Origin of the sequence: Massilia sp. CF038 (genome assembly GCF_900129765.1) — a bacterium.
GTDB lineage: Bacteria > Pseudomonadota > Gammaproteobacteria > Burkholderiales > Burkholderiaceae_D > Telluria_A.
On sequence record NZ_FQWU01000002.1, the window covers coordinates 499,176 to 524,298 of the forward strand.

29 protein-coding genes are annotated in these 25,123 nt (G+C 63.4%); 17 read left to right on the forward strand and 12 right to left on the reverse strand.

Features of this window, described 5'->3' with window-relative positions; all coding sequences use genetic code 11:
• The first annotated feature begins 43 nt into the window (after positions 1–43).
• Positions 44–229 (forward strand): hypothetical protein, encoded by a 186-nt coding sequence (locus BUC24_RS12355; protein ID WP_073216320.1) that lies wholly within the window; start codon positions 44–46, stop codon positions 227–229.
• 89 nt (positions 230–318) lie between these two features.
• Here BUC24_RS12355 and BUC24_RS12360 read toward each other — a convergent pair whose 3' ends face one another.
• On the reverse strand, positions 319–690 hold the full coding sequence (locus BUC24_RS12360) for a helix-turn-helix domain-containing protein (RefSeq protein ID WP_073216323.1): 372 nt from the start codon (positions 688–690) through the stop codon (positions 319–321).
• A gap of 86 nt (positions 691–776) precedes the next feature.
• Positions 777–914 carry a hypothetical protein gene (locus tag BUC24_RS26940; protein WP_178372537.1) on the reverse strand — a complete coding sequence of 46 codons (138 nt, stop codon included), beginning with the start codon at positions 912–914 and terminating at the stop codon, positions 777–779.
• A 199-nt stretch (positions 915–1,113) separates the two neighbouring features.
• On the opposite strand from BUC24_RS26940, the gene BUC24_RS12365 reads away from it, so the two are divergent.
• Positions 1,114–1,344, forward strand: a complete 231-nt coding sequence (locus tag BUC24_RS12365) for a hypothetical protein (protein ID WP_073220029.1) — start codon at positions 1,114–1,116, stop codon at positions 1,342–1,344.
• A 54-nt stretch (positions 1,345–1,398) separates the two neighbouring features.
• On the opposite strand, the gene BUC24_RS26945 is transcribed toward BUC24_RS12365, so the two are convergent.
• From BUC24_RS26945 to BUC24_RS12375, 3 genes are read right to left on the reverse strand one after another with little or no spacing between them, the layout of a single operon-like run.
• Positions 1,399–1,557, reverse strand: a complete 159-nt coding sequence (locus BUC24_RS26945; protein ID WP_178372523.1) for a hypothetical protein — start codon at positions 1,555–1,557, stop codon at positions 1,399–1,401.
• A gap of 10 nt (positions 1,558–1,567) precedes the next feature.
• Positions 1,568–1,750 carry a hypothetical protein gene (locus BUC24_RS12370; protein WP_073216326.1) on the reverse strand — a complete coding sequence of 61 codons (183 nt, stop codon included), beginning with the start codon at positions 1,748–1,750 and terminating at the stop codon, positions 1,568–1,570.
• Positions 1,747–2,037 (reverse strand): hypothetical protein, encoded by a 291-nt coding sequence (locus BUC24_RS12375; RefSeq protein WP_073216329.1) that lies wholly within the window; start codon positions 2,035–2,037, stop codon positions 1,747–1,749. Before BUC24_RS12375 ends, BUC24_RS12370 begins: the two co-directional genes overlap by 4 nt.
• A 156-nt stretch (positions 2,038–2,193) precedes the next feature.
• On the opposite strand from BUC24_RS12375, the gene BUC24_RS12380 reads away from it, so the two are divergent.
• The 3 genes from BUC24_RS12380 to BUC24_RS27520 all read left to right on the forward strand — a co-directional run bounded on the left by BUC24_RS12380 (position 2,194) and on the right by BUC24_RS27520 (position 7,041).
• Positions 2,194–3,102: an alpha/beta hydrolase family protein gene (locus tag BUC24_RS12380; RefSeq protein WP_073216332.1), complete on the forward strand. Its 909-nt coding sequence runs from the start codon at positions 2,194–2,196 to the stop codon at positions 3,100–3,102.
• Positions 3,103–3,347: 245 nt separating this feature from the next.
• Positions 3,348–5,057: a methyl-accepting chemotaxis protein gene (locus BUC24_RS27515; RefSeq protein ID WP_073216334.1), complete on the forward strand. Its 1,710-nt coding sequence runs from the start codon at positions 3,348–3,350 to the stop codon at positions 5,055–5,057.
• A gap of 280 nt (positions 5,058–5,337) precedes the next feature.
• Positions 5,338–7,041: a methyl-accepting chemotaxis protein gene (locus BUC24_RS27520; RefSeq protein ID WP_073216337.1), complete on the forward strand. Its 1,704-nt coding sequence runs from the start codon at positions 5,338–5,340 to the stop codon at positions 7,039–7,041.
• Here the strand turns inward: BUC24_RS27520 and BUC24_RS12395 are convergent.
• Complete coding sequence (locus BUC24_RS12395) at positions 7,038–7,328, reverse strand: 2Fe-2S iron-sulfur cluster-binding protein (RefSeq protein WP_073216340.1); 291 nt, start codon at positions 7,326–7,328, stop codon at positions 7,038–7,040. The two genes, BUC24_RS27520 and BUC24_RS12395, sit on opposite strands and share 4 nt — an antisense overlap.
• Before the next feature lie 93 nt (positions 7,329–7,421).
• On the opposite strand from BUC24_RS12395, the gene BUC24_RS12400 reads away from it, so the two are divergent.
• The 3 genes from BUC24_RS12400 to BUC24_RS12410 are packed head-to-tail and all read left to right on the forward strand — an operon-like array spanning position 7,422 to position 9,435.
• Entirely contained in the window at positions 7,422–8,408 is a 987-nt protein-coding gene (locus tag BUC24_RS12400; RefSeq protein WP_073216343.1) for a L,D-transpeptidase family protein, read from the forward strand.
• Positions 8,409–8,451: 43 nt separating this feature from the next.
• Positions 8,452–9,171 carry a M23 family metallopeptidase gene (locus tag BUC24_RS12405; RefSeq protein WP_073216346.1) on the forward strand — a complete coding sequence of 240 codons (720 nt, stop codon included), beginning with the start codon at positions 8,452–8,454 and terminating at the stop codon, positions 9,169–9,171.
• Positions 9,172–9,213: 42 nt separating this feature from the next.
• Positions 9,214–9,435, forward strand: coding sequence for a hypothetical protein (locus BUC24_RS12410; protein WP_073216348.1), 222 nt, complete (start codon positions 9,214–9,216; stop codon positions 9,433–9,435).
• A gap of 6 nt (positions 9,436–9,441) precedes the next feature.
• Here the strand turns inward: BUC24_RS12410 and BUC24_RS12415 are convergent, their stop codons facing one another.
• Together BUC24_RS12415 and BUC24_RS12420 are read right to left on the reverse strand one after the other, a co-directional pair.
• Entirely contained in the window at positions 9,442–11,193 is a 1,752-nt protein-coding gene (locus tag BUC24_RS12415) for a M4 family metallopeptidase (RefSeq protein ID WP_083598893.1), read from the reverse strand.
• Between the two features lie 102 nt (positions 11,194–11,295).
• A complete protein-coding gene (locus BUC24_RS12420) occupies positions 11,296–12,246 on the reverse strand; it encodes a LysR family transcriptional regulator (protein ID WP_073216350.1) in 951 nt (316 codons plus the stop codon).
• 86 nt (positions 12,247–12,332) lie between these two features.
• Here BUC24_RS12420 and BUC24_RS12425 point away from each other — a divergent pair, with 86 nt between their 5' ends.
• On the forward strand, positions 12,333–13,634 hold the full coding sequence (locus tag BUC24_RS12425; protein WP_143167500.1) for an NAD(P)/FAD-dependent oxidoreductase: 1,302 nt from the start codon (positions 12,333–12,335) through the stop codon (positions 13,632–13,634).
• 121 nt (positions 13,635–13,755) lie between these two features.
• Here BUC24_RS12425 and BUC24_RS12430 read toward each other — a convergent pair whose 3' ends face one another.
• Positions 13,756–14,115, reverse strand: a complete 360-nt coding sequence (locus tag BUC24_RS12430; protein ID WP_083598894.1) for a hypothetical protein — start codon at positions 14,113–14,115, stop codon at positions 13,756–13,758.
• Complete coding sequence (locus BUC24_RS12435) at positions 14,112–15,419, reverse strand: Xaa-Pro dipeptidase (RefSeq protein WP_073216356.1); 1,308 nt, start codon at positions 15,417–15,419, stop codon at positions 14,112–14,114. Before BUC24_RS12435 ends, BUC24_RS12430 begins: the two co-directional genes overlap by 4 nt.
• 149 nt (positions 15,420–15,568) lie before the next feature.
• Between BUC24_RS12435 and BUC24_RS12440 the strand changes: the two genes are divergently transcribed.
• The 8 genes from BUC24_RS12440 (at position 15,569) to BUC24_RS12475 (ending at position 23,975) form a co-directional block, all read left to right on the forward strand.
• The gene (locus BUC24_RS12440; protein WP_073216359.1) at positions 15,569–15,754 is read left to right on the forward strand and encodes a hypothetical protein; all 186 of its coding nucleotides are present in this window, start codon (positions 15,569–15,571) and stop codon (positions 15,752–15,754) included.
• A 213-nt stretch (positions 15,755–15,967) separates the two neighbouring features.
• Positions 15,968–16,774, forward strand: coding sequence for a Crp/Fnr family transcriptional regulator (locus BUC24_RS12445; RefSeq protein ID WP_073216362.1), 807 nt, complete (start codon positions 15,968–15,970; stop codon positions 16,772–16,774).
• Between the two features lie 208 nt (positions 16,775–16,982).
• The gene (locus tag BUC24_RS12450) at positions 16,983–17,654 is read left to right on the forward strand and encodes an RDD family protein (RefSeq protein ID WP_073216364.1); all 672 of its coding nucleotides are present in this window, start codon (positions 16,983–16,985) and stop codon (positions 17,652–17,654) included.
• On the forward strand, positions 17,651–18,595 hold the full coding sequence (locus BUC24_RS12455; protein WP_073216367.1) for a stage II sporulation protein M: 945 nt from the start codon (positions 17,651–17,653) through the stop codon (positions 18,593–18,595). The genes BUC24_RS12450 and BUC24_RS12455 overlap by 4 nt, the downstream gene beginning before the upstream one ends.
• A gap of 9 nt (positions 18,596–18,604) precedes the next feature.
• Positions 18,605–20,206, forward strand: a complete 1,602-nt coding sequence (locus tag BUC24_RS12460; RefSeq protein WP_073216370.1) for a hypothetical protein — start codon at positions 18,605–18,607, stop codon at positions 20,204–20,206.
• A complete protein-coding gene (locus BUC24_RS12465; RefSeq protein ID WP_073216372.1) occupies positions 20,203–21,672 on the forward strand; it encodes a DUF4350 domain-containing protein in 1,470 nt (489 codons plus the stop codon). The genes BUC24_RS12460 and BUC24_RS12465 overlap by 4 nt, the downstream gene beginning before the upstream one ends.
• Entirely contained in the window at positions 21,662–22,666 is a 1,005-nt protein-coding gene (locus tag BUC24_RS12470; protein ID WP_073216375.1) for an AAA family ATPase, read from the forward strand. The genes BUC24_RS12465 and BUC24_RS12470 overlap by 11 nt, the downstream gene beginning before the upstream one ends.
• Positions 22,659–23,975, forward strand: coding sequence for a DUF58 domain-containing protein (locus tag BUC24_RS12475; protein WP_083598895.1), 1,317 nt, complete (start codon positions 22,659–22,661; stop codon positions 23,973–23,975). Before BUC24_RS12470 ends, BUC24_RS12475 begins: the two co-directional genes overlap by 8 nt.
• Positions 23,976–23,997: 22 nt before the next feature.
• On the opposite strand, the gene BUC24_RS12480 is transcribed toward BUC24_RS12475, so the two are convergent.
• Positions 23,998–24,465, reverse strand: a complete 468-nt coding sequence (locus BUC24_RS12480; RefSeq protein WP_143167501.1) for a DUF805 domain-containing protein — start codon at positions 24,463–24,465, stop codon at positions 23,998–24,000.
• A gap of 9 nt (positions 24,466–24,474) precedes the next feature.
• Positions 24,475–25,065 carry a DUF805 domain-containing protein gene (locus BUC24_RS12485; protein WP_073216379.1) on the reverse strand — a complete coding sequence of 197 codons (591 nt, stop codon included), beginning with the start codon at positions 25,063–25,065 and terminating at the stop codon, positions 24,475–24,477.
• Between the last annotated feature and the right edge of the window lie 58 nt (positions 25,066–25,123).

Here is a 25,123-nt window from a genome sequence, read left to right on the forward strand (position 1 = left end):
TCTATCATTTGCCCAGACACACGGTCCCACGAAGGAACTTATTATGATTCAGAGCAACCATCGCGCTCCGCGCACCGATTTCCGCACCCGCGACGTGGTGAATCAGGCGATTGCCGCGATTCCCCAGCTCGGCCTGCAGCAAGTGGCCGAATACCTGAACGCCATGAACGTGCCGCCAGAAATCGCGATCCGCACCCTCGTGTATCCTGAGCGCCGCCGCAACTACTGATTCGGCTTGCCCAAAGCAAAACCGGGGTCAGACCACTTTTTCCAGTTCGAAAAAGTGGTCTGACCCCGGTTTTGCTTTGGGGCACAGATTTATTTTTGCGCGGCCTGGGCTTCGATGTCGGCCAGCGATTCGCGGCCCTTGTCGGTGAGGGCGTGGCCGCCGCCTTCCAACGCGATCACGTGATTCTTTTTGCCGAGGAAGGCGGCCAGATCGGCATCCAGCGGCGCCTGAGGATCGGCCAGCAGGGCACGCATGGCAATGATGCAGCGACGCAGGAACAGCACCTGGCGCCCTTTTTCCGTCAGCGCCACCTTGCCGTCGCGCGAATACTCAATCATTTTCAGGCCGGACAGGCGCTTGGCGTTGCGCCCGACGCAGGCATTGACCCGGTCATGCTTGGCGCCGCGCTCGATGTGGCCAAGCGCGTCGTATTCGTCTGTCGTCAGGGTTTCATTCTTCATTGGGCTTTCCATGTGCGGCCAAAAATCGGCCCCCATGGTAACCGCCCGCGTCGCTGCGGGCAACCGGCAATCGGGCCGGACGCGCCTTACAGCCAGAGTTGCAGTGCCATCCACACCAGTCCGATGCTCACTGCGGCTGCTGCCAGCAGCGCCGCCTGCAAGGGCCGCGAATCACGCACCGCATGGCGGCCCAGCGGGATTTTGTTGTGCAAGGAATTGCCCATGTCGTTCTCCTGAGGGACAAAAAAACCGTGATGAATGATTATAGGAACGAACGGGCAGCGCCGCGCACCATGCATACCAACTTTATTTTTCTTGTGGCCATAAAGCAACGATCGTTGTCATAAATGCCCATTGGTAATGAACGACATTGCCACGGCAGCCTTGCTAGCATTTGCCCTTCTTGCAACCAAGGAGCGTACGATGTCCCCTACCCCACACACGCATGACCCCGCTGCCACCAGTCCGCCGTTGAGCGACGAAGCCGATATCGGCAGCGGCGAAAAAACGCCGGCCCAGATCGAGACCGAAAAAATGATTCGCGACATCCCGCCGCTATCGCCTGCGGGCAATCGGCAGCAGCAGACGCCAGCGCAGTCTGACTCTGGCCAGGCGCCGCAAAACCGCCAGGGTCAGGACGACGACGCCGCCTGAACCCAGGCGCGCACCCGAAGCCGCCTTCCTGAGCCGCCTTCTTAAGCCGCCTTCTTAAGCCGCCTTGATGGGTGGCTCGGGAAAGCGCGGTTCTTCGATCGGCGCGTTCACGGGCGCCGGTACGTCGTCCGGCACCGGTGTCGGCGTGGTCGGCGCTTCGTCCGGGTCAGGTGTCGAGTGCGCACGCATCGGCAGAACGCCGCCATCAGTCATGGTGGCCATCCTAGCGATGATTCTGCTTTTGCTTGGCACCGCCACCGGCGCCTTCATCCTTGCCCGCCTTGATGCGCGACTTGGCGTCGCCGCTGCTCTTGTCGGTCTTGCCAGCGCGCTTTTGTGCGGCGTCCGCTTCCGACTCGTTGCTCGACTGCTTGTTCTGGGTACCGCTTGATTTCGATTGGGTCATGCTGTTCTCCCTGCGTTGGTGGATGAAGCTGGCTTGGCAGAACGTGCCATGGCCAGAATGTTGTCAACCTCAATGCGCGCCACTTCCATGCCCGCCGTGGCGGCCGCACGTTCGGTGCTGTGCCCGCCAGCGCTTTGGGCGCGCGTAATCGCCGCTGCAGGGTCGCCGTCCTGGCCGCCCTGCCCGGTCTTGGTAATGCGGTAGCTAAAGTCCCACAAATCGCCGTTGTCGCGCACTGGTGTCACGACGATGGTGAAGCCTTTGTATTCTTCGCTAAAAGTTTCCATACGTTTCCCTCATGGTTTTTGGCAGACTAGCATCGGTGCGCGCCGCCTTCTGTACGCTGTCTCACGCCTGAGGCGAAAGCGCGCCAGGCTGCAGCTTCCAGCCCTGGTCCAAACTCGGTATAGTTCGCCTACTCTCACTCTCGGAACGACGCCACGATGCCTACCCGCCTGCGCACCCTGTTTTCCGCTCTCTTCCTGTCCGGCGCCGTCCCGCTTGCCACTGCCGCGCCCATGGTGCTGGCCGACTATCTGGCCCTGAGCGGCCCGGCCCCCAGCGGCACCTTCGCCTACGGCAGCGCGCCCTCGCAGTTCGCGGAACTGTTCCGCCCGGCCGGACCGGGCCCCTTCCCGGTCGTGGTACTGATCCATGGCGGTTGCTGGACGGTGGAATTTGGCGGCATCAAGCAGATGCACAATGTGGCCGGCGCGCTGGCAGCGCGCGGCATCGCGGTGTGGAACGTGGAATACCGCCGCGTGGATGAAGAAGGCGGTGGTTATCCAGGCACCTACCAGGACATCAATGCAGCCCTCGACAAGCTGGCTGCCGAAGCGCCGCGCCAGCAACTCGACACGGCCCGTATTGTGGCTGTGGGCCACTCCGCTGGCGGCCAGCTGGCACAGTGGATTGTCGGGCGCAGCCGCATTCCGGCGACCAGCCCTCTCTTCCAGGCCCAGCCGTTGCCGATTCGCCAGGTCATCAGTCTGGGCGGGTTGGCCGACCTGCGCAACGAAAAGGAATTAATTAAGACCAGCTGCGGCCGCGAAATGGTGCAACTGGCCGGAACCGCCAGCGCCATCCGGCCTGACATTTACGCCGACACCAATGCCGCCGAGCTGGTGCCGAACGGCAGCACGACGGTGCTCATCACGGGCGAACATGACACAATTTCACCACCCCGTGCAGCCCACGATTTTGCCCGCCGCGCACGCGCTGCCGGTGACCGCGCGGAGGTGGTGATTTTGCCGGGTGCGAGCCATTATGATGAGATCGCGGCCAGCTCGCCGGCATGGAAATTGATCCTGCCAGAAATTGAACGGGCCCTAGGCATTGTTAGCTTGCCATGAACAAAAGCGGCGTTCGTTGTAGTGGTGCAACGAGCGCTGCGGTTTTCGCTCAGGACTTAACGTTTCAATCGAAAACCGATTAACAATCACAATTTCTTCCAGTACCTTGTCCATAGCCACCCCATTCCCCGCTGGCGTTAAACACCAATACGAAGCCCCATTCGCTTCTAGTAAATTTAACGATTGTCAACACAGTGCGACGACGCGCGCGCTGTTGTTAAACCAAGCATTAACGGGAGAAATACATGTTCAAGAACAGCACGGTACGCACACGCTTGCTCGCCGGTTTCCTGATTGTTGCCATCCTGGGCGCCATTGTCGCGGCGGTCGGGGTGATCAACATGAGCAAGATGAACGCGCAGGCCGAACGCGCGTACGCAAGTGACCTGCTGGGGCTATCCGCATCCAAGGAAGCCAATATCAACCTGATTTACATCGGCCGCGCCATGCGCAATGTTCTGCTTTCGACAACGCCAGCCGAACGGAGCAAATTTCAGGGCGTGGCTGAGTCTGCCCGCAAGACCATGGCACAGCAACTGGACATTGCACGCCCGCTGTTTTATACCGACACCGGCAAACGCCTGTTCGCCGAAATTGACAAGGGCCTGACCGAGTACGACACCTCTCGGGCCGAATTAACCCGCCTGGTGGGCGATACCAGTCCTGAGGGCCACACTGCCGCCGTTGAATATGCGTTTGGCCCCCTGGCCGTGAAAGCGAACTACGTCGACGATAAATTGACCGAACTGGGCAATGCGAAGCAGAAGACCGCAGCTGCTGCCGCAACGGAAGCGTCCGAGCTGTACCACGGCAGTCGCACCCTGATGATCGTGCTTGTCCTGTGCAGCCTTGGCGCCGGTATTGGCCTGGGCCTGTGGATCACCCACAGCCTGACCAGCCAGCTGGGCGGCGAACCTTCTTATGCAGCGGAAATGGCGGATGCCATCGCCAAGGGCGAACTGTCGACCGTGATCCAGACCCGTTCCAACGACAAATCCAGCCTGCTGTTTGCCATGGAAACCATGCGCACTTCCCTGGTGAAGATTGTAGGCAACGTGCGCATGGGCACGGATACGATTGCCACCGCCTCCAACCAGATCGCCGTGGGTAATCTGGACCTGTCCTCGCGCACGGAGGAACAAGCCAGCTCGCTGGAGGAAACCGCTTCCTCCATGGAAGAATTGACCAGCACCGTCAAGCAGAATGCCGACAATGCGCGTCAGGCCAACGGTCTGGCCAAGTCGGCCTCGGAAGTGGCGATACGGGGTGGCTCGGTGGTGTCCGAAGTGGTTGACACCATGGCCGCCATCAATGAATCGTCGCGCAAGATTGTCGACATCATTGGCGTGATCGACGGCATCGCGTTCCAGACCAATATTCTGGCCTTGAACGCCGCCGTAGAAGCGGCCCGCGCCGGCGAACAGGGCCGCGGCTTTGCCGTGGTCGCATCCGAAGTGCGCAACCTGGCGCAGCGCTCGGCTGCCGCAGCCAAAGAGATCAAAACCCTGATCAACGACTCGGTGGAAAAAGTCGATGCTGGCGGCAAGCTGGTCGACCAGGCCGGCGTGACGATGGAAGAGATTGTCCAGTCGATTACGCGCGTGACCGACATCATGACCGAAATTGCCGCCGCCAGCGCCGAGCAGACCATGGGCATTGAGCAGATCAACACGGCCATCACGCAAATGGATGAAGTGACGCAGCAGAATGCCGCCCTGGTGGAAGAAGCTGCCGCCGCAGCGGGCTCGATGCAGGAACAGGCGGCCACCCTGGCCGAAGTGGTCAGCATCTTCAAGCTGGGCAATGAAAGTGCCATCGCACGCCCCGCCGCGCCCCTGAAGCGGCCCGCGCCGCGCGCTGCGGCACGCCCGGTGCCGCGTCTGGCCGCTAACGCATCATCCAGCAATGTCAAACGCACGGCCAACGGCGCCGACGAAGACTGGGAACAGTTCTGACAAACTCGACGCCCGTTGCTACGCGGCAACGGACGTCGTTAAACTTGCACAAAGTTCTACTATAGCTTCAATAGTTGTTCCAAATCTGCGCCACCCGGCGTATCTTTAGTAGCACCAGCCCAATCCCCTGCTGGTGTTGCTGTCCTCGGTGTCCACACCGACCGTCATGCCCCAAAACGCATACTCCACGTCGTCCGCTCCTATGGCGGTGTTGTGGCCGGACCATGCAGCGCGCTACCGATCACCGTCAATCACATGTACGCATCGAGGGAGCACATCCATGTTTCAACACACCACAGTCCGGACCCGTTTGCTCACAGGCTTTCTGATCGTTGCCCTGCTGGGCGCGCTGGTCGCCGCCATCGGCATTTACAACATGAGCAAGATGAACGAACAGGCCGAGCGCGCTTACGCGAGCGACCTGATTGGCATCTCTGCCGTCAAAGAAGCCAACATCAATCTGATTTACATCGGCCGCGCCAGCCGCAACGTCATGCTGGCCCCGACCCCGGAACAGAAGGCCAAGTTCAAGGATGTTTCCGCCACCGCCTACAAGGATTTGACGGGCCACCTGGCGCGCGCGCGCCCACTGTTTCGCACCGAGGCCGCAGCGCGCCTGTTTGCCGAAGTCGACAAAGGCCTGGCCGACTACGAAGCCGGCCGTGCCGAATTGATGCGCCTGACCGACGACAGCACGCCTGAAGGCCAAAGCGCCGCTGTGGCATATCTGTTCGGCCCGCTTGCCGCAAAGGCCACCTTCATTGACGAAAAGCTGGACCAGCTTGGCACGAATAAAGAAAAGGCCGCCGCTGCTGCTGCGGCCGATGCGGCGGCCCTGTACCGCGACACCCGCCTCCTGATGATCGTATTGGTGGTGTGCAGCCTGGGCGCTGGCGTGGCCATCGGCCTGTGGATCACCCATGCCCTGACCCGTCAACTGGGCGGCGAGCCGGCGTATGCGGCCGATGTGGCCGGTGCGATTGCCAAAGGCGAACTGTCGACCGTGATCCAGACCCGCGCAGGCGACAAGCAAAGCCTGCTGTTTGCAATGGAAAGCATGCGCCTGGCCCTGGTGCGCATTGTGGGCGAAGTACGCAGCGGCACCGATACCATCGCCACCGCCTCGGGCCAGATCGCCGCTGGCAATCTGGACCTGTCCTCGCGTACCGAGCAGCAAGCCAGCTCGCTTGAAGAAACCGCGTCCTCCATGGAAGAATTGACCAGCACGGTCAAGCAGAATGCCGACAATGCGCGCCAGGCCAATGGCCTGGCCAAGTCCGCCTCCGAAGTGGCGGTGCGTGGTGGCGCCGTGGTGGCCGAGGTGGTCGACACCATGGCAGCCATCAATGAATCGTCGCGCAAAATTGTGGACATCATCGGCGTCATTGATGGCATCGCCTTCCAGACCAATATTCTGGCCTTGAACGCCGCCGTGGAAGCGGCCCGCGCTGGCGAGCAGGGCCGCGGCTTCGCCGTCGTCGCCGCCGAAGTGCGCAACCTTGCCCAGCGCTCGGCCGGTGCCGCCAAGGAAATCAAATCCCTGATCAACGATTCGGTGGAAAAAGTCGATGCGGGCGGGCGCCTGGTCGATCAGGCCGGCAGCACGATGGAAGAAATCGTGCAGTCGATCACGCGCGTGACCGACATCATGTCCGAAATCGCCGCCGCCAGCGCCGAGCAAACAATGGGTATCGAGCAAATCAATTCGGCCGTGTCGCAAATGGATGAAGTGACCCAGCAGAATGCGGCCCTGGTCGAGGAAGCCGCGGCCGCAGCCGGTTCGATGCAGGAGCAGGCCGCCACACTGGCCGAAGTCGTCAGTATCTTCAAACTGGGCAACGAGCGCACTGCCGCCACCACGGCCCCCAGCGCCCGGGCAAAAGTCACGCCCATGCGCCGCCCTGCGCCGCCAGCGCCACGCCTGGCCAATCAAGGCGCGCCCAAACGCGCCAACGGTGCCGAAGAAGAATGGGAAGCGTTCTAGTCTGAGCGCGATGGCCGCCGTGCCGCCGGCACCTGCAATTGCAGGTCGCCAAGTGGCACGGCCACGCAAGGCAGAATCCAGCCCGCGGCCTTTTCGTCGGCTGACACCCCGGGCCATTCAACCAGATAGCGCACCGCCCCCGCTGTCATCTGACAAATGCAAGTGCGGCACGTGCCATTGCGGCACGAGCTGGGCAGCGTGATGCCGGCCGCTTCCGCAGCGGCCAATACGCTCAGGCCGTCGGCATTGTCCACCACCCATCCCATCGGTTGCAGCTGCACTTGCATGGCGGTACGCTCTCTTGCGTCTTAGTACGCTGCCGCACAGACGCTTATATCCTCTAGGAATTAATCTGGCCCCATCATATCCAAGGGGCTCCAATGAAACACACCGCATTTTGCATCATCGCCGCCACTGTCGCCAGCGCGGCCCTGTCGTCCCAGCCAGCCATGGCCGCCACGCCCACCGCGGCCTTGACAGCCGACGCCGTCAACAATGCCGCCAAGGGCGACAGCGCCATTACCGGCCCGGCCGCCGTGCTGCGCGCCCAGATTCTGCTGGACCGCGCCCGCTTTTCGCCCGGTGAGATTGATGGCGCCAGCGGCTCCAATCTGCGCCGCGCCCTGGCCGGCTTCCAGCGCCAGAAAGGCATTCCCGACAGCGGCGTGCTGGACGCGGCTACCTGGGCCGCCCTGAATGCCGATGCGGCACCGGCGCTGGCCACCTACACCCTGGCCGAGGCCGATGTGGCGGGCCCGTTCCAGGCGATTCCAGAAAAAATGGCCGACAAGTCCAAACTGACCGCGCTTGGCTACGCCAATGCGCTGGAAGGTCTGGGCGAGAAATTCCATGTCAGCCCTGCCCTGCTGCAGCGCCTCAATCCGGGCCAGGACCTGAGCCGCGCCGGCACCCAGATTGTGGTGCCGAACGTGCTTGACACCGAACCCTTGCCCAAGGCCGGCAAAATTCTGGTCGACAAAACCGACCGCACCCTGACCCTGTTCGATACGGCTGGCAAAGCGATTGCCCAATACCCAGCCTCGTCCGGCACCGACAAGGATCCACTGCCCATCGGTACCTGGAAAGTGAACGGTGTGTCCAAGAACCCGGTCTTCCACTACAACCCCAAGCTGTTCTGGGATGCCAGCCCGGGCGAACAGAAGGCCACCATTCCGGCTGGCCCGAATAATCCGGTCGGCGTGGCCTGGGTGGACCTGTCCAAGCCGCACTACGGCATCCACGGCACACCGGTACCGGCATCGATCGGCAAGACCCAGTCGCACGGCTGCATTCGCCTGACCAACTGGGATGTGATGGCCCTGACCGATGCCGTGGGCCCGGGTACCGAAGTGGTGATGCAGGAATAAAACCCAGTACTTCAAGCAAGCAAACAATAACAAGGAGAACAGCATGAAATTCGTACTCACCTTTTTGGCAGGCACCCTGTTTGGCGCCCTGGCCCTCTTCATCGGCTTGCGCCAGATGGGCCAGGATCCATCGCAGCCGGCCGTGATGGTGGCCGCGCCTGCCCCAGCCGCCCCGGCCGCCGCACCCGTCACGGCGGGCGCCGCGCTGGCGTCCACGCCCATCATCACCACCGACCTGAGCGAGGCCGATCTGCCGCTGCGCCCGGTGCCAAGCGCCGTGAGCGCCGTGGCCGAAGTGCCCAATGTCGCCCAGCCCACAGCGGGCGACAGCAGCACCGCCAAACTGCTGGTGCCGGTCGAAGGCATCAAGGCCGCCCAGCTGAGCGACAATTTCGACCAGCCGCGCGGCAGCGAACGCCACCATGAAGCGCTCGACATCATGGCGCCCAAGGGAACCAAGGTGCTCGCCGTGGCAGATGGCAAGGTGGTCAAGCTGTTCACCAGCAAACCGGGCGGCCTGACGGTCTACCAGTTCGACCCGACCGAAAAGTATGCGTATTATTACGCCCACCTGGACCGTTACGCCGACACCCTCAAGGAAGGCGCGCCCATCAAGCGCGGCGACTTGATTGGCTATGTGGGCGCAACCGGCAACGCCAATCCGGCCGCGCCCCACCTGCACTTTGCCGTGGTTGAACTGACCCCGGAAAAGCAGTGGTGGAAAGGCACGCCCGTCAATCCCTTCCCATTGATGGGCGACTGAACAATCACAACACACAAATAACAACGACAAAAAGGTCTCACCATGAATCCAGCAAAAATCATTGGCATCGTACTCATCGCCGGCGGCGTTCTCGGCCTGGCCATAGGCGGCTTCAGCTACACCAAGGAAACCCACAAGGCCAGCCTGGGCCCGATTGCCTTCTCGGTCCAGGAAAAGGAAACCGTCAACATTCCACTATGGGCCAGCATCGCGGCCGTGGTGGCCGGCGCTGGCGTGCTGGTGCTTGGCGGACGCAAGGCTTGATTCCTGTCACGGCTCATCAACGTCGGCCCCGACGTTGATGGCCGCGTAGGCACGCTGCACCGCCACCGCCTCGCGGCTGTCCGCGCCATAGAGTTCCTGGGCTGCCGCAATCGTCTTGGCGCGCGCATCCTTGTAATTGCTGATGGCGTTGAACTTGGTCGTGGCGGCCTTGAACCAGATCCGGTAGGCCTTGTCCAGTCCGATGCCTGTCATGGCGGCTGGCTTGCGTACCAGGTACTTGCTGTAAAAGTCGCTATCCTTGTCCGCCTTGGACCCCTGCGCCAGGAAGTAGAACATGCGGTTGTTGGGGCCACTGCTGTAGTGCACATCGAGCCGCTTGAGCGAACTTGACCACGCATCCGGGCTGCTGCCATCCTTGCTTGGCTTGTACATGTAGCGCAGCGGCGTGCCGTTCTTGCTGATCTCCTTGCCCAGCACCCAGTCATTGCCCTCGGCCGGCACCTTGTCACCCGTACCACCCGCACGTGCGTACGCCTCCACCACTTCGCCGGCAATGTCCGAACTCGATTCATTCAAGCCGCCCGACTCGCCAAAGTACAGCAGGTTCGAGGTTGACGAGGTGATCCCGTGCCCCATCTCGTGGCCCACCACATCGATCGCGCCCAGGCTGTTGAAGGAAGACCCGTCGCCAATGAACATGCACTTGCAGGTGTCGCTGTAGTAGGCATTGTCGTAATTGGTGTTCACATGCGCGGCGATGTAGGTGGCGGTATTCTGGCCATCGAGTGCCTGCCAGCCCAGGACATTTTTGTGCATGTCATAGGTATTACTCAGTCCCCACATGGCATTCACCGCCGCAGTCTGGCCGTTGGCGTCGGTGGTACTGCCGCCGCTCTTGTACTGCAAACCGTCGCCCCACTCGTTGGCATTGTGAGAGTACACCTCGCCTGCCTCGCTGCCATGGTCGGCGTTGGTGATCGCCATGCCGCCATACTTGCCGCCGCTGCCGCGCAGCGGGTCGACCATGCGAAAACGGTCGCCGTCGGCGCTGGTGCTGAGCGGGACCACCCCGTTGTACTGGCTCTTGCCGCTGCCCGCCACCGTCTGCAATGCATTCCACTGGTCGATGATATGACCGTCGCTGGCGCTGACCACCGTGTCGTGAAACACCGGCTGCTGGCCGACCACCATGCGCGTGCGCACAAGGTATGCCAGCTCGTACGAGTCCACCACCTCGTTCACGTCCAGCGCGTTTAACTCCTCTTCGCTTTTATTGACGGCAGCCGGTACCCGCTCGGTGCGCATGATGGGATACACCAGCAATTCGGCCCGGGGCGGCGCCAGCGGCACGCCGGCCGGGGCCACCGACTTGACGGCGATGGCAATCGCCTCTTTGGCCGTGAGCGAGGGCTTGACGTTGAACTGCGACTGCGCCGGTTCTGCCACGCCCTGACGCGCTGCGCCCAGCTTGCTGCGACGGTCCGCCACCGACTCGGACAGAATCTGGCCCGCTGTGCTGCTGACGACGACGGTCTCGGAACCGAACACGCGAATGCCCTTGTAGGTATGGTCGGCGCGCACCACCTGGGTCCCGGCCACACCTGGATGCTGGCTGGCGATGGCAAAGCCGTGATCGCCATCGAAGCCGGTGAGCGCGCGCCGCGCCGCCAGTTCGCCCAGCAGCGACGTCAGCGCGGGTGCGCTCTGCAGCGAAGGACCGTTCATCAGGGGAGCGCCCGCAGCGAGCATGGGCAAGCCGGCCACCAGCAGCGCGACAGACGTTGTGCGGATCTTCATCTTGTTCTCCAATAAGAAACGTCGCCCCCGGAACGAGGACGCAGCCGTATCGATCATGGCGAACTTTTGCCCGCAGGATATTGCCGCAGCGCAAATGCAGACTCAGGGCTTGCGCAGGCGCCGCAACGGCCGGTAAAACGCTTCCAGCTCGCGCTGCACCAGGGTCTGACCCTGGTCGATCACAAAGTCCTGGAACGCGGCGGCCACCTTGGCGATTGGATGGTCGGTCAGGTGCATGATGTGCCAGTCCGCTTCCAGCGGGTTGCCCTGCATCGGCAGCAGTTTGATCAGGCCCGCCTCAAATTCCAGCGCGCAGGCGTGCACCGACAAAAATCCCAGCCCCAGGCCGGCCGACACCATGCGCTTGATGGCCTCGTTGGACGACACTTCGGACCCGAAGTTGAGCGGGTAACCGCCATCCTTGCACAGCTTTTCCACCGCTGTGCGGGTACCCGAACCGCGTTCGCGCACCAGCAGATTGGCCTGCAGCACGTCGCCCAGCGTGACCTTGCGCTTTTTCATGAGCGGATGATCGGGACTGGCGACAAAGCCCATTGGATGGCGCGCAAAGCGGGCGGCATTGGTGCGCATCTCGCGTGGCGGCGTGCCCATGATGGCCAGGTCGATTTCCTGGCGCGCCAGCATGCCCAGAATTTCGACCCGGTTCCCCACCTGCAGCTTCAGGCGCACATCGGGCCGCTCCATCGTGAACGGCACCAGCAGTGGCGGCAGCAAGTGTTCGGCCGTGGTCACCGCGCCAATCCGCAAGGTACCGCTGGTCACCCCGCCCAGCGCTGCCAGCTCGTCGCCGGCCTGCTCCCACAAATGCAAAATACGTTCGGAAAACTGCAGCATCACTTCGCCGGCGGCAGTCAGCTGGATCGAACGCCCCACCTTGCGCGTGAGCGGCGTGCCGGTGATTTCTTCCAGCGTGCGCAATTGCAGCGACACCGCCGGTTGCGTCACATGCAGCGCTTCCGCCGCGCGCGACACGCTTTCGTGACGGGCCACCAGAACAAGCGACTGAAGCTGACGGAAGCTGGCGTGATACATAAGGTTTTCCTTATCGATTATTGAAAAAGTCTGATTTTTCTTTTACTTCGTGCCCACGTATATTACCAGTCATGGGAGGGACAATCATGCAAACAATCGTCATCGTTGGCGGCGGCGCCGGTGGACTGGAACTGGCCACACGGCTGGGAGACAGCGCCGGCAAGGCCGGACGCGCACGCGTGCTGCTGGTCGATCGCTGGCCGGCGCACTTCTGGAAGCCGCTCCTGCACACCGTCGCCTCGGGCAAGCGCGACCCGCACGTCACCCAGGTCGACTATGCAGCCCAGGCATGTGAACACGGCTTTGAATTTGTACGGGGCGAGGTCACTGGCGTGGACCGCAGCGCGCGCTGCATCACACTGGCCCCGCTGCTGGCCGACGATGGCGCCGAACTGGTACCGGCCCGCTCGCTGGCCTACGACAAGCTGGTGCTGGCACTGGGCTCGGTCACCAATTTTTTTGGCGTGCCCGGCGCCAGCGAACACGTACTCACGCTCGACGACGTACCCCAGGCCGAAGCCTTCCGCCAGCGCTTCATGGATGGCTGCCTGCAGGCCAGCAGCCGCAACGCCGCCAGTGGTGGCGCCGAGCAGACAGTCGACATCGTGATTGTGGGCGGTGGCGCCACCGGCGTGGAACTGGCGGCCGAACTCAGTCACAGCGCGCGCACCCTGGCGCGCTACAAGGTGCATGCCCTTGACCCGCAGCGCGACGTGCGCATCCGCATTCTGGAACGGGGTTCCCTGCTGCTGCCGCATTTGCATCCGCGTTTGTCCAAGCGCGCGGCGCGCCATTTGCGCTCACTGGGCATCAAGGTGTTTACTGATACCGCCGTGGCCAGCGTCAGCGCGCACGAGGTGCGCGACACCGAGGGTAGCTGCTACCCATCGACCATTACCCTGTGGGCGGCAGGCGTGGAAGCGCCCGCCATCTGCGCCAGCTTCGGCCTGCAAGTGAACCGCCTGCGTCAGATCGTGGTGGAACCCAGCCTCAAGGCGCTGGGCGACGCGCACATTTATGCCATCGGCGACTGCGCCAGCTTTGTCTGTCCGATCCGCGGCACGGTGCCGCCACGGGCCCAGGCGGCGCACCAGCAAGCCATGTTTTTAGCCGAGGTGCTGGCCTGCGACGGCCAGACCAAGGCCCCCGTGTTTGCCTACCGTGATTATGGTTCGCTGGTCTCGCTAGGCCCCCTGGCTGCGGTGGGCATGCTGCGCGGGGCCGTGGGCGAGCGCAAGATGCAGGTGGGCGGTGCGCTGGCGCGCGTGCTGTACGCGCTCATGTACCGCAAGCACCTGATGGCGCTGCACGGTTTTGTGCGGATGGCCGCGCAGACGGTGGTGGACTGGATTCAGGACAAGCTGTCGCCCTCGGTCAAGCTGCACTGACCAGGAATTCCACCAACATCGCCCTCGCGAAGGCGGGGGCCCATACCACGTCCCAGAATCCGGAGACGTGGAATAGCCCCCCGCCTTCGCGAGGGCGATGTTGCGTCATTCGTTGTGCCGCCTACCGCCGCCGTGCGCGCGCCATGCGAGCAGCGCGCACGCCATCGAGCCAGTCAGCGCCCTGACCTGCCAGCGCCGCATCAATCACCTCCCGCGGCAAACAGTACACCGAAGCCCAGGCCGCACGCCCGTCGGCAGTATTAGTGGGGAAATCACGCCGTTCAATCGGCCATTCATACTTGCGCACCAGCGCCCGCACCACCGTGTGCAGGCTCACCTTGCGGTGCTCGAAAATGCTGTCCACGCCGGTCATGTCGTCGGGCGCCAGCATCACGGCCAGTACTTGCGCACGCAAACTGGCCGCGCCCACCGGGTAGGTGCCCGGCGCGGCCTTGCTGCGTTTGGCGGAAGCTGCGCTCAAGGCTTGGCCGCCGCCGGCGCCACCTTGTTCAGCACCACATCGCCATTCTTGATCACCACCGCCACGTTCTCGAGCAGCGTCACATCACGCGTGGGGTCGCCCGCCACCGCCACCATGTCGCCAAAGCGGCCCACCTCAATCACGCCCACATCCTTGCTGGCCAGCGCTTCGGACGCGTTCAGGGTTGCGGCCTGAATGGCCTGCAAAGGCGTCATGCCATACTTGACCATCCAGGCGAACTGGCGCGCATTGTCGCCGTGCGGGTAGACGCCGGCATCGGTCCCGTACACCATCTTCACGCCGGCCGCATGGGCGCGGCGGAAGCCTTCACGCTGTGCATCGGCCACTTCGCGGTCCTTGCGCAGATTGTCTTCCAGGGTGCCGTTCTTCTTGCCTTCGGCCTGGGTGTACTCGGTGTTATAGATATCCATCGACAGCCAGGCGCCATACTTCTTGGCCAGGGCAATGCCTTCATCGTCAATCAGACTGGCATGCTCGATCGTGTTCACGCCGGCGCGGATCGCATCCTTGATGCCCGAAGCGCCATGCGCGTGCGCGGCCACCTGCAAGCCCCACTGGTGCGCTTCTTCGGCAATTGCCTTCATTTCGGCCAGGCTCAGTTGCTGCTGGCCCGGCTCGGTATTGCGCGAAAATACGCCGCCGGTGGCGCAGATCTTGATGACCTGGGCCCCGTATTTGCGCAGCTCGCGCACCATCTTGCGCCCTTGTTCGGGACTGTCGGCGTTGTAAGGGCTGCTCTGCTTCATCGATGGTGGGAAGAAGGTCGAATCGCAATGCCCGCCAGTGGCGCCAAACGCATAACTGGCCGTCACCACGCGCGGACCGCGCACCTTGCCTTCGCTGATGGCCTGGCGCAGGCCCACATCATTCCAGGCGTCCGCGCCCACATTGCGCACGGTGGTAAATCCGGCGTCCAGGGTTTTGCCGGCATGCGGCACCGTCAGCACCGACCAGAAGCGGTCGCCATATTCCAGGCCGGTGTAGCCGCCGTAACTGGGGTCGCTGTCGAGGTGGACGTGCATGTCGATCAGCCCTGGCAGCAAGGTCAGTCCTGGCAAGTCCACGCGCGTGGTCGACGGACCGGGCGTGAAGGCAGCGGCACCCTGGCCGATGGCGACAATGCGCCCGTCGCGTATCAGCACTTGCGGATCGTTGATCATTTTGCCGCTGCGTACATCGAGCAGTTTGGCGGCGGAAACCAGCACTTCGCCGGCCAGCGCCGGCGCACACACGGCAGTGGCGACCAGCGCCGCGAACAAGGTAGAACGGTAGGTGTATTTCAAGGAGAACTCCAGAGCGATGGCCGCCTGCACACCAGGCCCGCAATCTTACACCGGGATAGTACGACTCAGAAATATTTACAGGCAACTGCGCCAAGCTTTGTATCGTGCAGCCATGGCATGCGTGCTATATTTTTCCAAAGGAGGCACCCATGCACGACGACCATTATCTTCCCCGGCCCGACATTCGCACCGCCAAGCAGGTCGAACAGGCAATCGAAGTCCAGCAAGTGCTCGATACCCATGCAGCAGCCCTCTACCTGCACAAGCGCGGGGTCGATTTCGCCGTGGCACTGCGCGTACTCACCCACCCCGAGCGGCGCCGCCGCAGCCACTGAGCCGAGCCCCCGCCCCTGCCACGTAGGACTTAGACGACAGCCAACTATTCTTGTTGCTTACACAAGCGCGTCGATTGCCCTTACATCCCGGCGTCTGTTGCTCCGATGACAGGGCCAGCTCGGCTGTATAAAGTATCACTAACGAAGCGTCACGCAGAAAGCGGACGCGACAGACGAGCAATCACCAAGAACATATTGAACAAGAGGCCTGCCATGTACGCGCAAACCCAACGCTCCACCCCATCCTCGTCCGCAGCAATCCGTGAAATCGTGCTGGGCGACGCCACTGCCCCGGCCCCTGTATCCGCCTCCCCTATCAGCCTGACCGGCGCCCAGCAGAACGAACTGCTGCGCGCGCTGGGCCGCGCCGATCTTGAACACCTGTTCCCTTACCTGGAACTGGTGCCGCTGAAAAAAGGCGACTACCTGTACGACTTTGGCAGCAAATTCGAATACGCCTACTTCCCTACCAACGCCATCGTCTCGCTGCACTATGTGATGGAAGACGGCGCCACCACCGAGATCGCTGTGGTCGGCCGTGAAGGCGTGGTCGGTGTTGCCATGTACGCCAACGAGCGCGCCACCTGCTCGGCCGTGGTGCAAGTGGCCGGCTACGGCTATCGCCTGCGCACCGACGCTCTGCGCGAATTGTTTGCCCAGGGCGGCGCCTTTGCCCAGCTGTTGATGCGCTACACCTTCGCCATGTTCGGCCAGCTGGCCCAGAATGTGGTCGGTGGCCGCCACTGCACGCTGGAGCAAAAACTGAGCCGCTGGCTGCTCGAGCGTCTGGACCGTTCCCTGTCGAGCGAACTGAAAGTCACGCAAGAGACCATGGCCACCATGCTGGGTGTGCGCCGCGAAAGCATCACCCTCACCGCCGGCAAGCTGCAGGCGGAAGGCTTCATCCAGTACCGCCGCGGCACCATCGTGGTGCTGGACCGCGCTGGCCTGGAACTGTGTGCCGGCGCCTGCTACAAGGCAGGCCGGGTTGGCTTTGACCAGCTGCGCCAGCACCAGTAATAGCATCCCACTGCGCATTGCAAGAGGCCCGTTCGCGGGCCTTTTGCATGTCAACTGGATCAAAATGCAACATTTTTGCCCTGATCCCTATTTATTTGCTATCAGCACATGCTTTCTTCGCTACAATATTCCTACTTAGCGAATATCAGGTGAATTGAATGGCGGTTAGCATCAAGGGCAAGCGCAGCATGGCAGTACGGAGCACCCTTTGCTAGACGGCCGCCTTTCCCTGACCACGCCCGAGGGCGTCCGCCTGTTGCTCACGCCAGCCGGCCCCTTCCTGCGCGCCACCGCGATGTTGATCGATTACCTGATCTACGTGATGGTGTATTCCGCCCTTGTTACCATGGTTCCTGCCGGCAAGATGACGCAGGGTATTTTGCTGGTGGTGCTGTTTGTCATGTACTGGGGTTACCCCATCCTGTGCGAGGTGTACTGGGGCGGACGGACCCTGGGCAAGCGCGCCACCGGGCTGCAAGTGGTGCGCGCCAACGGCCTGCCCGTGGGCTGGCGTGAATCAACGTTACGCAATTTGCTGCTGTTCGCCGATCTGCTGCCGATGTGCTATCTCACGGGGCTGATCTCGATGATGTTCGACAGCCGCTTTCGCCGCATTGGCGACATCGTCGCCGGCACCCTGGTGATCCATGTCGAAAAGCCTGCCACCCGGCCGCTGCCGCAAGCAGCTGCCCCGCTACCCCTGCCTTTCCCTCTCAATGCTGACCAGCAACGCACACTGACTGACCTGTTCGAGCGCGAAGCGCGCTTGCCGGCTGAACGCATGCACGAGCTGGGCACCATCGCCGAACCGCTGACAGGCACCACCGGCGAGGCGTCAGTCGAACGCATGCGCGGCTACGTGGCAGGATTTACCCAATGAAGCAGCAACAATTTGTAGCCCAGAACGAGGCCCTGTGGGCATCCATTGCTACCGTCCTCCAAGACAAGCAGGCCGACCGGCGCGACTTGCCGGCCATGTATCGGCGCCTGTGCCAGTGCCTGGCGCTGGCGCGTCAGCGCGGATACTCCCCTGCCATCGCCGCCTATTTACAGGACATGGTGAGTCAATGCCACCGTCAGCTGTACGGCGCTGGCGTGGCCCGTCCCACCACGTTGCTGCGCTGGATGCTGGTCGATTTCCCGTCCACCGTGCGGGCCGAGTGGCGCCTGCTGCTGCTTGCATGCCTGGCGTTTTACGGCGTGGCCCTGGTGGTCGGCTTGCTGATCTGGTTCGAACCCCACTGGGCTTACAGTTTCAGCAGCCCGGAACAGCTTGAAAGCTATCGCAAGATGTACCAGCCCGGCCAGCTCAAAACGGGGCGTGGGGGCGAAGGCGACGTCATGATGTTCGGGTTCTACATCTGGAACAATGTGTCGATTGATTTCCGCACCTTTGCTGGCGGCATCCTGGGCGGGGTTCCGGCGCTGATCAGCACCGCGTTCAACGGCATGCATATGGGCGTGATTGGGGCCTGGCTGAGCAAGGACCCGACCACCCGCCATACCTTCTGGTCGTTCGTTATCACCCATTCCAGTCTGGAGATCCCCGGCCTGCTGTTTTCGGCCATGGCCGGCATGCGCCTGGGTCTGACCCTGATCCATCCGGGCCGGCGTACCCGCGGTCACGCACTGCAGGTAGCGAGCCGCGCGATTTTCCCAGTCATGGTGGGCGGCGCGGTCATGACCTTCGGCGCGGCGTTTATCGAAGCGTTCTGGTCGGCCGCGCCATCCATCCCCACCAGCGTCAAGTATGGTGTGGGCGCCCTGTGCTGGGCCCTCGTGATTGCCTTTTTCGTGTTTGCAGGCCGGCGCCAGCAATAAGAACCGACCATGCAAATAGACCATTTACAGATCGAACTGCGTCCGCGCACCAATTCACAAGCGCTCGACCTGGGCTTCGCCCTGCTGCGTTCCCATGCGGGCGCCGCCTACAAGGCTTACCTGGCGCTGTGGCTGCCCCTGGTCGCTGGCGCCGCTGTCCTGACCTGGGGCTTCCCGCACCTGGCCTGGTGCTGGGCTCTGCTCATCTGGTGGTGCAAGCCCTTGCTGGAACGCGCGCCCTTGTACGTCTTGTCGCGCCAGGTGTTCGGCACCACCGTCACCTGGCAGGAAGCGGTGCGCGCCTGGCCACGCCAGCTTGGCGGTGGCTGGTTCCGTCTGCTCACCTGGGGCCGCCCCTTCGCCCATGCACGCAGCCTGGCCCAGCCCGTCTGGCAGCTGGAAAACGCGCGCGGCGCGGTGGCCAGCGCACGCCGCCGCGTGCTGGGCCGCCAGGGCACCTTGATGACCGCCTTCTTTTTCGGCTTCATCTGTTTCGTGATCGAGCTGATGCTGGTCGTTGGGATCATCAGCTTCATCGGCCTGTTTGTCAGCGACAGTGACGGTATCAATCCCTTTGTCCTGCTGGTCAATCTGTTCAGCGGCGACGGCGACAAATTCTGGCTCAAGTTGCTCATGCTGGCCGTGTATGCAACTGCCACCGCCATCATGGCGCCCATTTACACCGCCTGCGGCTTCACGCTCTACCTGAACCGCCGCGCCAGTCTTGAAGCGTGGGACCTGGAACTGCAGCTGCGCCAGATTGCGCCACCGGCAGCAACGCGCGCACACACGCGCGGCGCGGCCGCCATGCTGCTAGCCTGCCTGATGGTCGCCATGCTCGGTTCACCACCGCCAGCCAATGCCGCCGACGCGGCCCTGCCTGCCGCCACGGGTCGCGGCGCCGACAGCTGCCGCATTCCCGCCCCGGCCGACCCCTTGACGCGTACTGCCGCCAGCAACGAGCAGCAGGCACGCGCGCGGCGCGAGGTCGACGCCCTGTACGCAACGCGCGAAGTGCACGGCTGGATTTGCACGCAAAGCTGGACTCTGAAGGAATTCAATCTCGACAAAAAGAAAACCAAGACACCCGAGATCACGCCGCCGCTCAAGTTCGACACGCTGGCATCGATCCTGAAAGTGACCTTCATTGCCGCCGCCATTGGCCTGGTCGCATGGCTCATGTATCGCTACCGCGACAAGTTCGGTGGCTGGCGCCCGCGTTCCACCCTGGCCCGCGCGACTGAGGTTGGCGGCCTCGACATACGTGCCGAATCCCTGCCGGACGACATCACCGCCACCGTGCGTGCGCTGTGGGCCCAGGGCCAGCGCCGTGGCGCCCTGGCCTTGCTGTACCGTGCCACCCTGTCGCGCCTGGTCTCCGATGATGGCTTGCTGCTCACCCAGGGCAATACCGAAGGCGATTGCCTGCGTCTGGCCCATCGCGCCGCCCAGGAAGCCCGGCTTGGCGCCGGCCGCCTGCAGGTGGCCACCGCCACCACGGCCATGTGGCTCGACGCCGCCTATGCCGGCCGCTGGCTCGACAGCGCATTGCTGGAACAGCGCTGCACCGAATGGGATGCGCAGTTTGGTCCCGCCAGGAGCGCCGCATGAAGTTCTGGCAGAAAGCGCTGGCGGCGCTGCTCGGGCTTGGCGCCATCGCGGCCCTGTGTATCTGGGCCTGGTCCAACTGGATGGAATTGCGCTGGGGGCCAGTCAACAAACCGTCCGAAGCAATGCAAAAAAACCGCATGCACGTGGCGACCCTGCTGCTGAAACAGCGCGGACATCCGGTCAAGGTGGTCGGCACGCTGGGCGAGGCGCCGATCAGTACCCTGCCGGCCGGTACGCTGATCATGGCCGGCGGGTTTGGCAATCTGGCGCCGGATCAGGCCAGGCAATTGCTGGCCTGGGTCGGACGAGGCAATACCTTGATCTCGCAACCGCGCTGGATCAGCCCAGCCGAAGCGGACACCATCAACGCGGTCAACGCCGACAGCGAAGACGAGGACGAGCACGAGCACGAGCACGAGCACGAACACGCCCCCGAAGCAGCCGACGAACAGCAGGCCGAGAGCCCGGCGTCCGCCTCGGCCAGCGCCAGCGCCGCCAGTGATGACGAGGCCGACGAGGCAGAAGAAGAGGAAGAGGAAGAGGACGACGATGACAGCGCTACCCGTGTGCGCGGTCACAGCGGTCCGCTCGCAGCATTGGTGGAATCGGACCCGATCGCAGTCCAGTTTGGCGTGCGGATGAGCACCCTGCCTGTCTCGCGTGCCTGCCTGGCCAAGCAGCGCATTCGCAACGCGCGCAACAAGGGCAAACCCGCCACCAGCTGCCCGGCCCCGATTCCGGAATGCCAAGCCGACGACATGCGTTACCTGATCGTGCCGGGTACACAGCACACGCTGGAACTGGAAACCGGGCGCATGGCCCTGACCAGCATGCCCCAGGCGCGTCCGCCCCTGTGGAGCGACAACACAAAAAACGCCGTGCATGTGTACGGCCACGGCAGAGGCAAAGTGGTGATGGTGGCCACCAATTACTTCTATAACGGCCGCCTGCAGGACAAGGACCATGCTGAATTGCTGCTGGCGCTCGGTGCGCTGGCGGGCGAGACCAGCCAGGTCACCATTGTCCAGTTCTTCGACGTGCTGCCCTGGTATCAGCTGCTGTGGGCGCGTTTCCACATGCTCATGCTCGCTGCCGCCGTCCTGCTGGCGCTGGCCATGTGGGCCGCGCTGCGCCGGTTTGGCCCGCTGCTGCCGGACCCGGCACTGGAACGGCGCTCGCTGATGGAGCATATCGATGCCAGCGGGGCCTGGCTATGGAAGGCGCCGGGCGGCGCCGAGCTGCTGCTGCAAGCGGCGCGCGACGATACCCTGACCCTGCTGCGGCGCCGTGTTCCCGGCCTGATGCGCTTGCCCGAAAACGACCTGGCGGCTGCCCTCGCTGCAGCCTGCCAGCTGTCGCAGCAGCATGTCCAGGAAGCGCTGTTCCATGCGCCCGCAGTGCAGCCCTTGCTTTTCGCACGACAGATACGAACCCTTCAAACCCTGAGAACCCATCATGAACGATAGCATCGACAGCAACGCCGCTCCGGCCATCCCAGCTGACCGCCTGGCGCAGGCCATCGGCATCATTGCGCGCATGCGCGACGAGATCCGCAGCGCCGTGGTGGGCCAGCATACCGTGGTCGACCAGGTACTGGCCTGCTGCCTGGCCGGCGGCCATGTGCTGCTCGAGGGCGTGCCTGGCCTGGGCAAGACGCTGCTGGTCAAGGCCCTGGCCAAGACCTTCGCCGGCGACTTTTCGCGCATCCAGTTCACGCCCGACCTGATGCCGGCCGACGTCATGGGCCACGCCATGTTCGACATCAAGAGCCAGTCCTTCAGTGTGCGCAAGGGCCCCGTGTTCGCGCACCTGCTGCTGGCCGATGAAATCAACCGTGCGCCCGCCAAGACCCAGTCATCGCTGCTGGAAGTGATGCAGGAACGCCAGGTCACCATCGAGGGCCAGTCGTATCAGCTGGCACCGCCGTTCATGGTGCTGGCCACGCAGAACCCGCTTGAGAACGAGGGCACCTATCCCCTGCCTGAAGCCCAGCTCGACCGCTTCCTGATCAAGGTGCGCATCGAATACCCGAGCCAGGCCGAAGAAGAAACCATGCTGCAGATGGTCACGCGCGACCGCGTCGGCGACGCCCTCGAAGTGAGCCATGTGAATACCCTGATCAAGCCGGAAACCATCGTCGCCCTGCAGCAGCTGGTGGCCAAGATCCGGGTCGACGACGCCGTCGCCGCCTACGCCGTGCGCCTGGTGCGCGCCACCCGCGACTGGCCAGGCATTGGCATTGGCGCCGGCCCGCGCGGCAGTATCGCCCTGGTGCGCATGGCGCGTGCCATGGCCCTGACGGCCGGGCGCGATTACGTCACGCCCGACGACATCAAGCAAGCCAGCCTGCCGGTCCTGCGTCACCGCATTGCCATTTCGCCGGAAAGCGAACTCGATGGCCTGTCCAGCGACGATCTGCTGCACGGTCTGATCGAAGAAGTGGCCGCGCCGCGTGGCTGACGCACTGACGCCAACGCGCACGCTGCTGGTCGCCGCCGGGGCCTGGACTGCGCTCGGCCTGGCGGCCAGTTTCGTCGCGCCACTCGCACTCGTTTGGCAAGGTGCCGGACTGGCTCTGGCGGTGGCGGGCGCGCTCGACGCCTGGCTCTCGCGCAAGGCGCCAGCGCTGCGGATCGAACGCGAACTGGCCCACGTGTGGTCGGTCGGCACCTGGAACAAGGTCACGCTCAAGGTCCACAACGACAGCGGGCGCACCTTGCCGCTGGACCTGTTCGATGACTACCCGGGCGAATGGGAAATGGAAGGCCTGGGCCACACCAGCAGCATCGACAGCGGCGCCTGGATCGCTGTCAGCTACCGCCTGCGTCCCGACAAGCGTGGCAAGGCACGCTTTGGCGCGCCCCATCTGCGCGTGGTCTCGCCGCTGCGCCTGTGGAGCCGCATCCATCGCATCGGGCCCGAAACGAGCATCAAGATCTTCCCCGATTTTTCTCAGCTGCTGGGGCACACCCTGTCGGCCACCGACCGCCGCGCCCCTACCGCCGGTGCGGTGCGCAAGCGCCGCCGCGGCGAAGGCACCGACTTCCGCCAGCTGCGCGAATACCGCCAGGGCGACGCCATGCGTTCGATCGACTGGAAGGCCACGGCCCGCACGGGCAAACCGATCACCCGCGAATATCAGGAAGAACGCGACCAGCAAGTGGTGTTTTTGCTCGATACCGGGCGCCGCATGCAGGCGCGCGACGATCTGACCACCCATTTCGACCACGCGCTCAATGCCGTACTGACACTGGGCTTTCTGGCGCAGAAACAGGGCGACGCGGTGGGCTTGATGTCCTTTGGCGGCGACACCCGCTGGCTGGCGCCGGCCAAAGGCCGCAATGGCCTGGACCGGCTGCTGGCCGGCGTGTATGACTTGCACCCGACCGAAATGGCGCCCGACTACACCCAGGCTGCCAGCGATCTACTCAACCGCCTGTCCAAGCGGGCCTTCGTGGTCATCATCACCAATTTGCGCGACGAAGACGACACCGCCCTGCGCTCGGCCTGTGAACTGATCTCGACCAAGCACCTGGTCATGTGTGCCAGCCTGCGTGAAAAAGTCATGGACCGGGCGCGCGACACGCAAGTGGACAGTCTGGCCGATGCACTGCGCTACAGCGCCACCGTGCATTATCTGCAGCAGCGCAAGGAAGCGATCCGGCGCCTGGGCATTCGGGCTGACCGCCTGATCGACATCACCCCGGAACGATTGAGCATGACGCTGGTGAACCGCTACCTCGACATCAAGGAAAGCGGCCAGTTGTAGGCCAGCGTTGCGCGCTGTTTTACTACGCGCGAACCAGGTACACGAACAGTACGATCATCAGCCCCAGGAACATGCTGTAGCCGATCAGCCAGGAGCCGCCTTCGGGCGGCGCCGGGCCAAAATCATTGCTGTCGCTCTCAGCTTCCGCAATGACCAGTACCACAAGCGCCAGCAGACCTGCAGCCGGCACCAACAGCAGCGCGCTCCACCACCCTGAGCGGCCCAGATCGTTCCAGCGCCGGCGGCACAAGTAAAGCAGGCAGATCAGCATGGCAAGCACCGTCAGAATAATGACGATGACGGCGGCCTTATCGATCCATGACCGCTTGAAGATGATCGCAACCTGGGCGGCGATCAACACAAGCGCAATGGCGCCTGCCATGCAAGACAAGGAAAACGCCACAAAGCGCAGCCTGCCAATGCGGGCGTGCCGCGCTGGCGCGCGCGCGTACCCGGTCGACACAGCCGGTGGTGCATACGGATCATGCACGGCGCGCAATCAGTGGGGCAGCCAGTAGGGCCAGGTGCGCCACGATATTGGCCAGGGCGTCGGCGGCAAATTCAACTGCCGTTCCATGGCACTTTGCGTTGTGAGCCGAACATAGAAAAATGCCCCTGTCTGGAGCAGCGAGGTGGCAAGCAGAAGCGCAGCCACGCTGGCAGTGGCAATGGCAAGACGGGCGTTTGCAGCCGGCGCGGGGCCGAAGCGATTCGGCGTGCGCACGCCAGGTGCGGCAAGCAGCCATAGAACGAAGGGGATGCCCAACACGGGAATAAACTGGATCGGCGCCCACCAGCCCGAGAAACCAAGGTCGTGCAGGCGGCGGCGCGCAAGCACCGTCCCTGCAAACAGCAGAAATAGGGCCTGGACCACGCTCGGCGCCATGTACAGGTTCGGGCCAACGTCGATGGGGACAGCAGCCATCGCATACCAGAGCACCATTGCGGCGAACACGGCGCCGAGGCCATACGCCAGATAGCGCACGCGGCCAATACGGCCTTCGATGGCGAACAGGGATGGTGCGTAAGAGGCGTCACCGTGGCGCAGCGCGGACAGGTCAGCTGCGGGTGCGTGATAAGGATTGCTCAAGATGGACTCCGGCGTCAGCACGCCGGCCAGCGCATCAAGGGACCGCCGCCCGGGCGGG

Coding starts and splice junctions, on each gene's coding strand:
- BUC24_RS12355 (WP_073216320.1), top strand. CDS start 44: ATGATTCAGAGCAACCATCGCGCTCCGCGCACCGATTTCCGCACCCGC.
- BUC24_RS12360 (WP_073216323.1), bottom strand. CDS start 690: ATGAAGAATGAAACCCTGACGACAGACGAATACGACGCGCTTGGCCAC.
- BUC24_RS26940 (WP_178372537.1), bottom strand. CDS start 914: ATGGGCAATTCCTTGCACAACAAAATCCCGCTGGGCCGCCATGCGGTG.
- BUC24_RS12365 (WP_073220029.1), top strand. CDS start 1,114: ATGTCCCCTACCCCACACACGCATGACCCCGCTGCCACCAGTCCGCCG.
- BUC24_RS26945 (WP_178372523.1), bottom strand. CDS start 1,557: ATGACTGATGGCGGCGTTCTGCCGATGCGTGCGCACTCGACACCTGAC.
- BUC24_RS12370 (WP_073216326.1), bottom strand. CDS start 1,750: ATGACCCAATCGAAATCAAGCGGTACCCAGAACAAGCAGTCGAGCAAC.
- BUC24_RS12375 (WP_073216329.1), bottom strand. CDS start 2,037: ATGGAAACTTTTAGCGAAGAATACAAAGGCTTCACCATCGTCGTGACA.
- BUC24_RS12380 (WP_073216332.1), top strand. CDS start 2,194: ATGCCTACCCGCCTGCGCACCCTGTTTTCCGCTCTCTTCCTGTCCGGC.
- BUC24_RS27515 (WP_073216334.1), top strand. CDS start 3,348: ATGTTCAAGAACAGCACGGTACGCACACGCTTGCTCGCCGGTTTCCTG.
- BUC24_RS27520 (WP_073216337.1), top strand. CDS start 5,338: ATGTTTCAACACACCACAGTCCGGACCCGTTTGCTCACAGGCTTTCTG.
- BUC24_RS12395 (WP_073216340.1), bottom strand. CDS start 7,328: ATGCAAGTGCAGCTGCAACCGATGGGATGGGTGGTGGACAATGCCGAC.
- BUC24_RS12400 (WP_073216343.1), top strand. CDS start 7,422: ATGAAACACACCGCATTTTGCATCATCGCCGCCACTGTCGCCAGCGCG.
- BUC24_RS12405 (WP_073216346.1), top strand. CDS start 8,452: ATGAAATTCGTACTCACCTTTTTGGCAGGCACCCTGTTTGGCGCCCTG.
- BUC24_RS12410 (WP_073216348.1), top strand. CDS start 9,214: ATGAATCCAGCAAAAATCATTGGCATCGTACTCATCGCCGGCGGCGTT.
- BUC24_RS12415 (WP_083598893.1), bottom strand. CDS start 11,193: ATGAAGATCCGCACAACGTCTGTCGCGCTGCTGGTGGCCGGCTTGCCC.
- BUC24_RS12420 (WP_073216350.1), bottom strand. CDS start 12,246: ATGTATCACGCCAGCTTCCGTCAGCTTCAGTCGCTTGTTCTGGTGGCC.
- BUC24_RS12425 (WP_143167500.1), top strand. CDS start 12,333: ATGCAAACAATCGTCATCGTTGGCGGCGGCGCCGGTGGACTGGAACTG.
- BUC24_RS12440 (WP_073216359.1), top strand. CDS start 15,569: ATGCACGACGACCATTATCTTCCCCGGCCCGACATTCGCACCGCCAAG.
- BUC24_RS12445 (WP_073216362.1), top strand. CDS start 15,968: ATGTACGCGCAAACCCAACGCTCCACCCCATCCTCGTCCGCAGCAATC.
- BUC24_RS12455 (WP_073216367.1), top strand. CDS start 17,651: ATGAAGCAGCAACAATTTGTAGCCCAGAACGAGGCCCTGTGGGCATCC.
- BUC24_RS12460 (WP_073216370.1), top strand. CDS start 18,605: ATGCAAATAGACCATTTACAGATCGAACTGCGTCCGCGCACCAATTCA.
- BUC24_RS12465 (WP_073216372.1), top strand. CDS start 20,203: ATGAAGTTCTGGCAGAAAGCGCTGGCGGCGCTGCTCGGGCTTGGCGCC.
- BUC24_RS12470 (WP_073216375.1), top strand. CDS start 21,662: ATGAACGATAGCATCGACAGCAACGCCGCTCCGGCCATCCCAGCTGAC.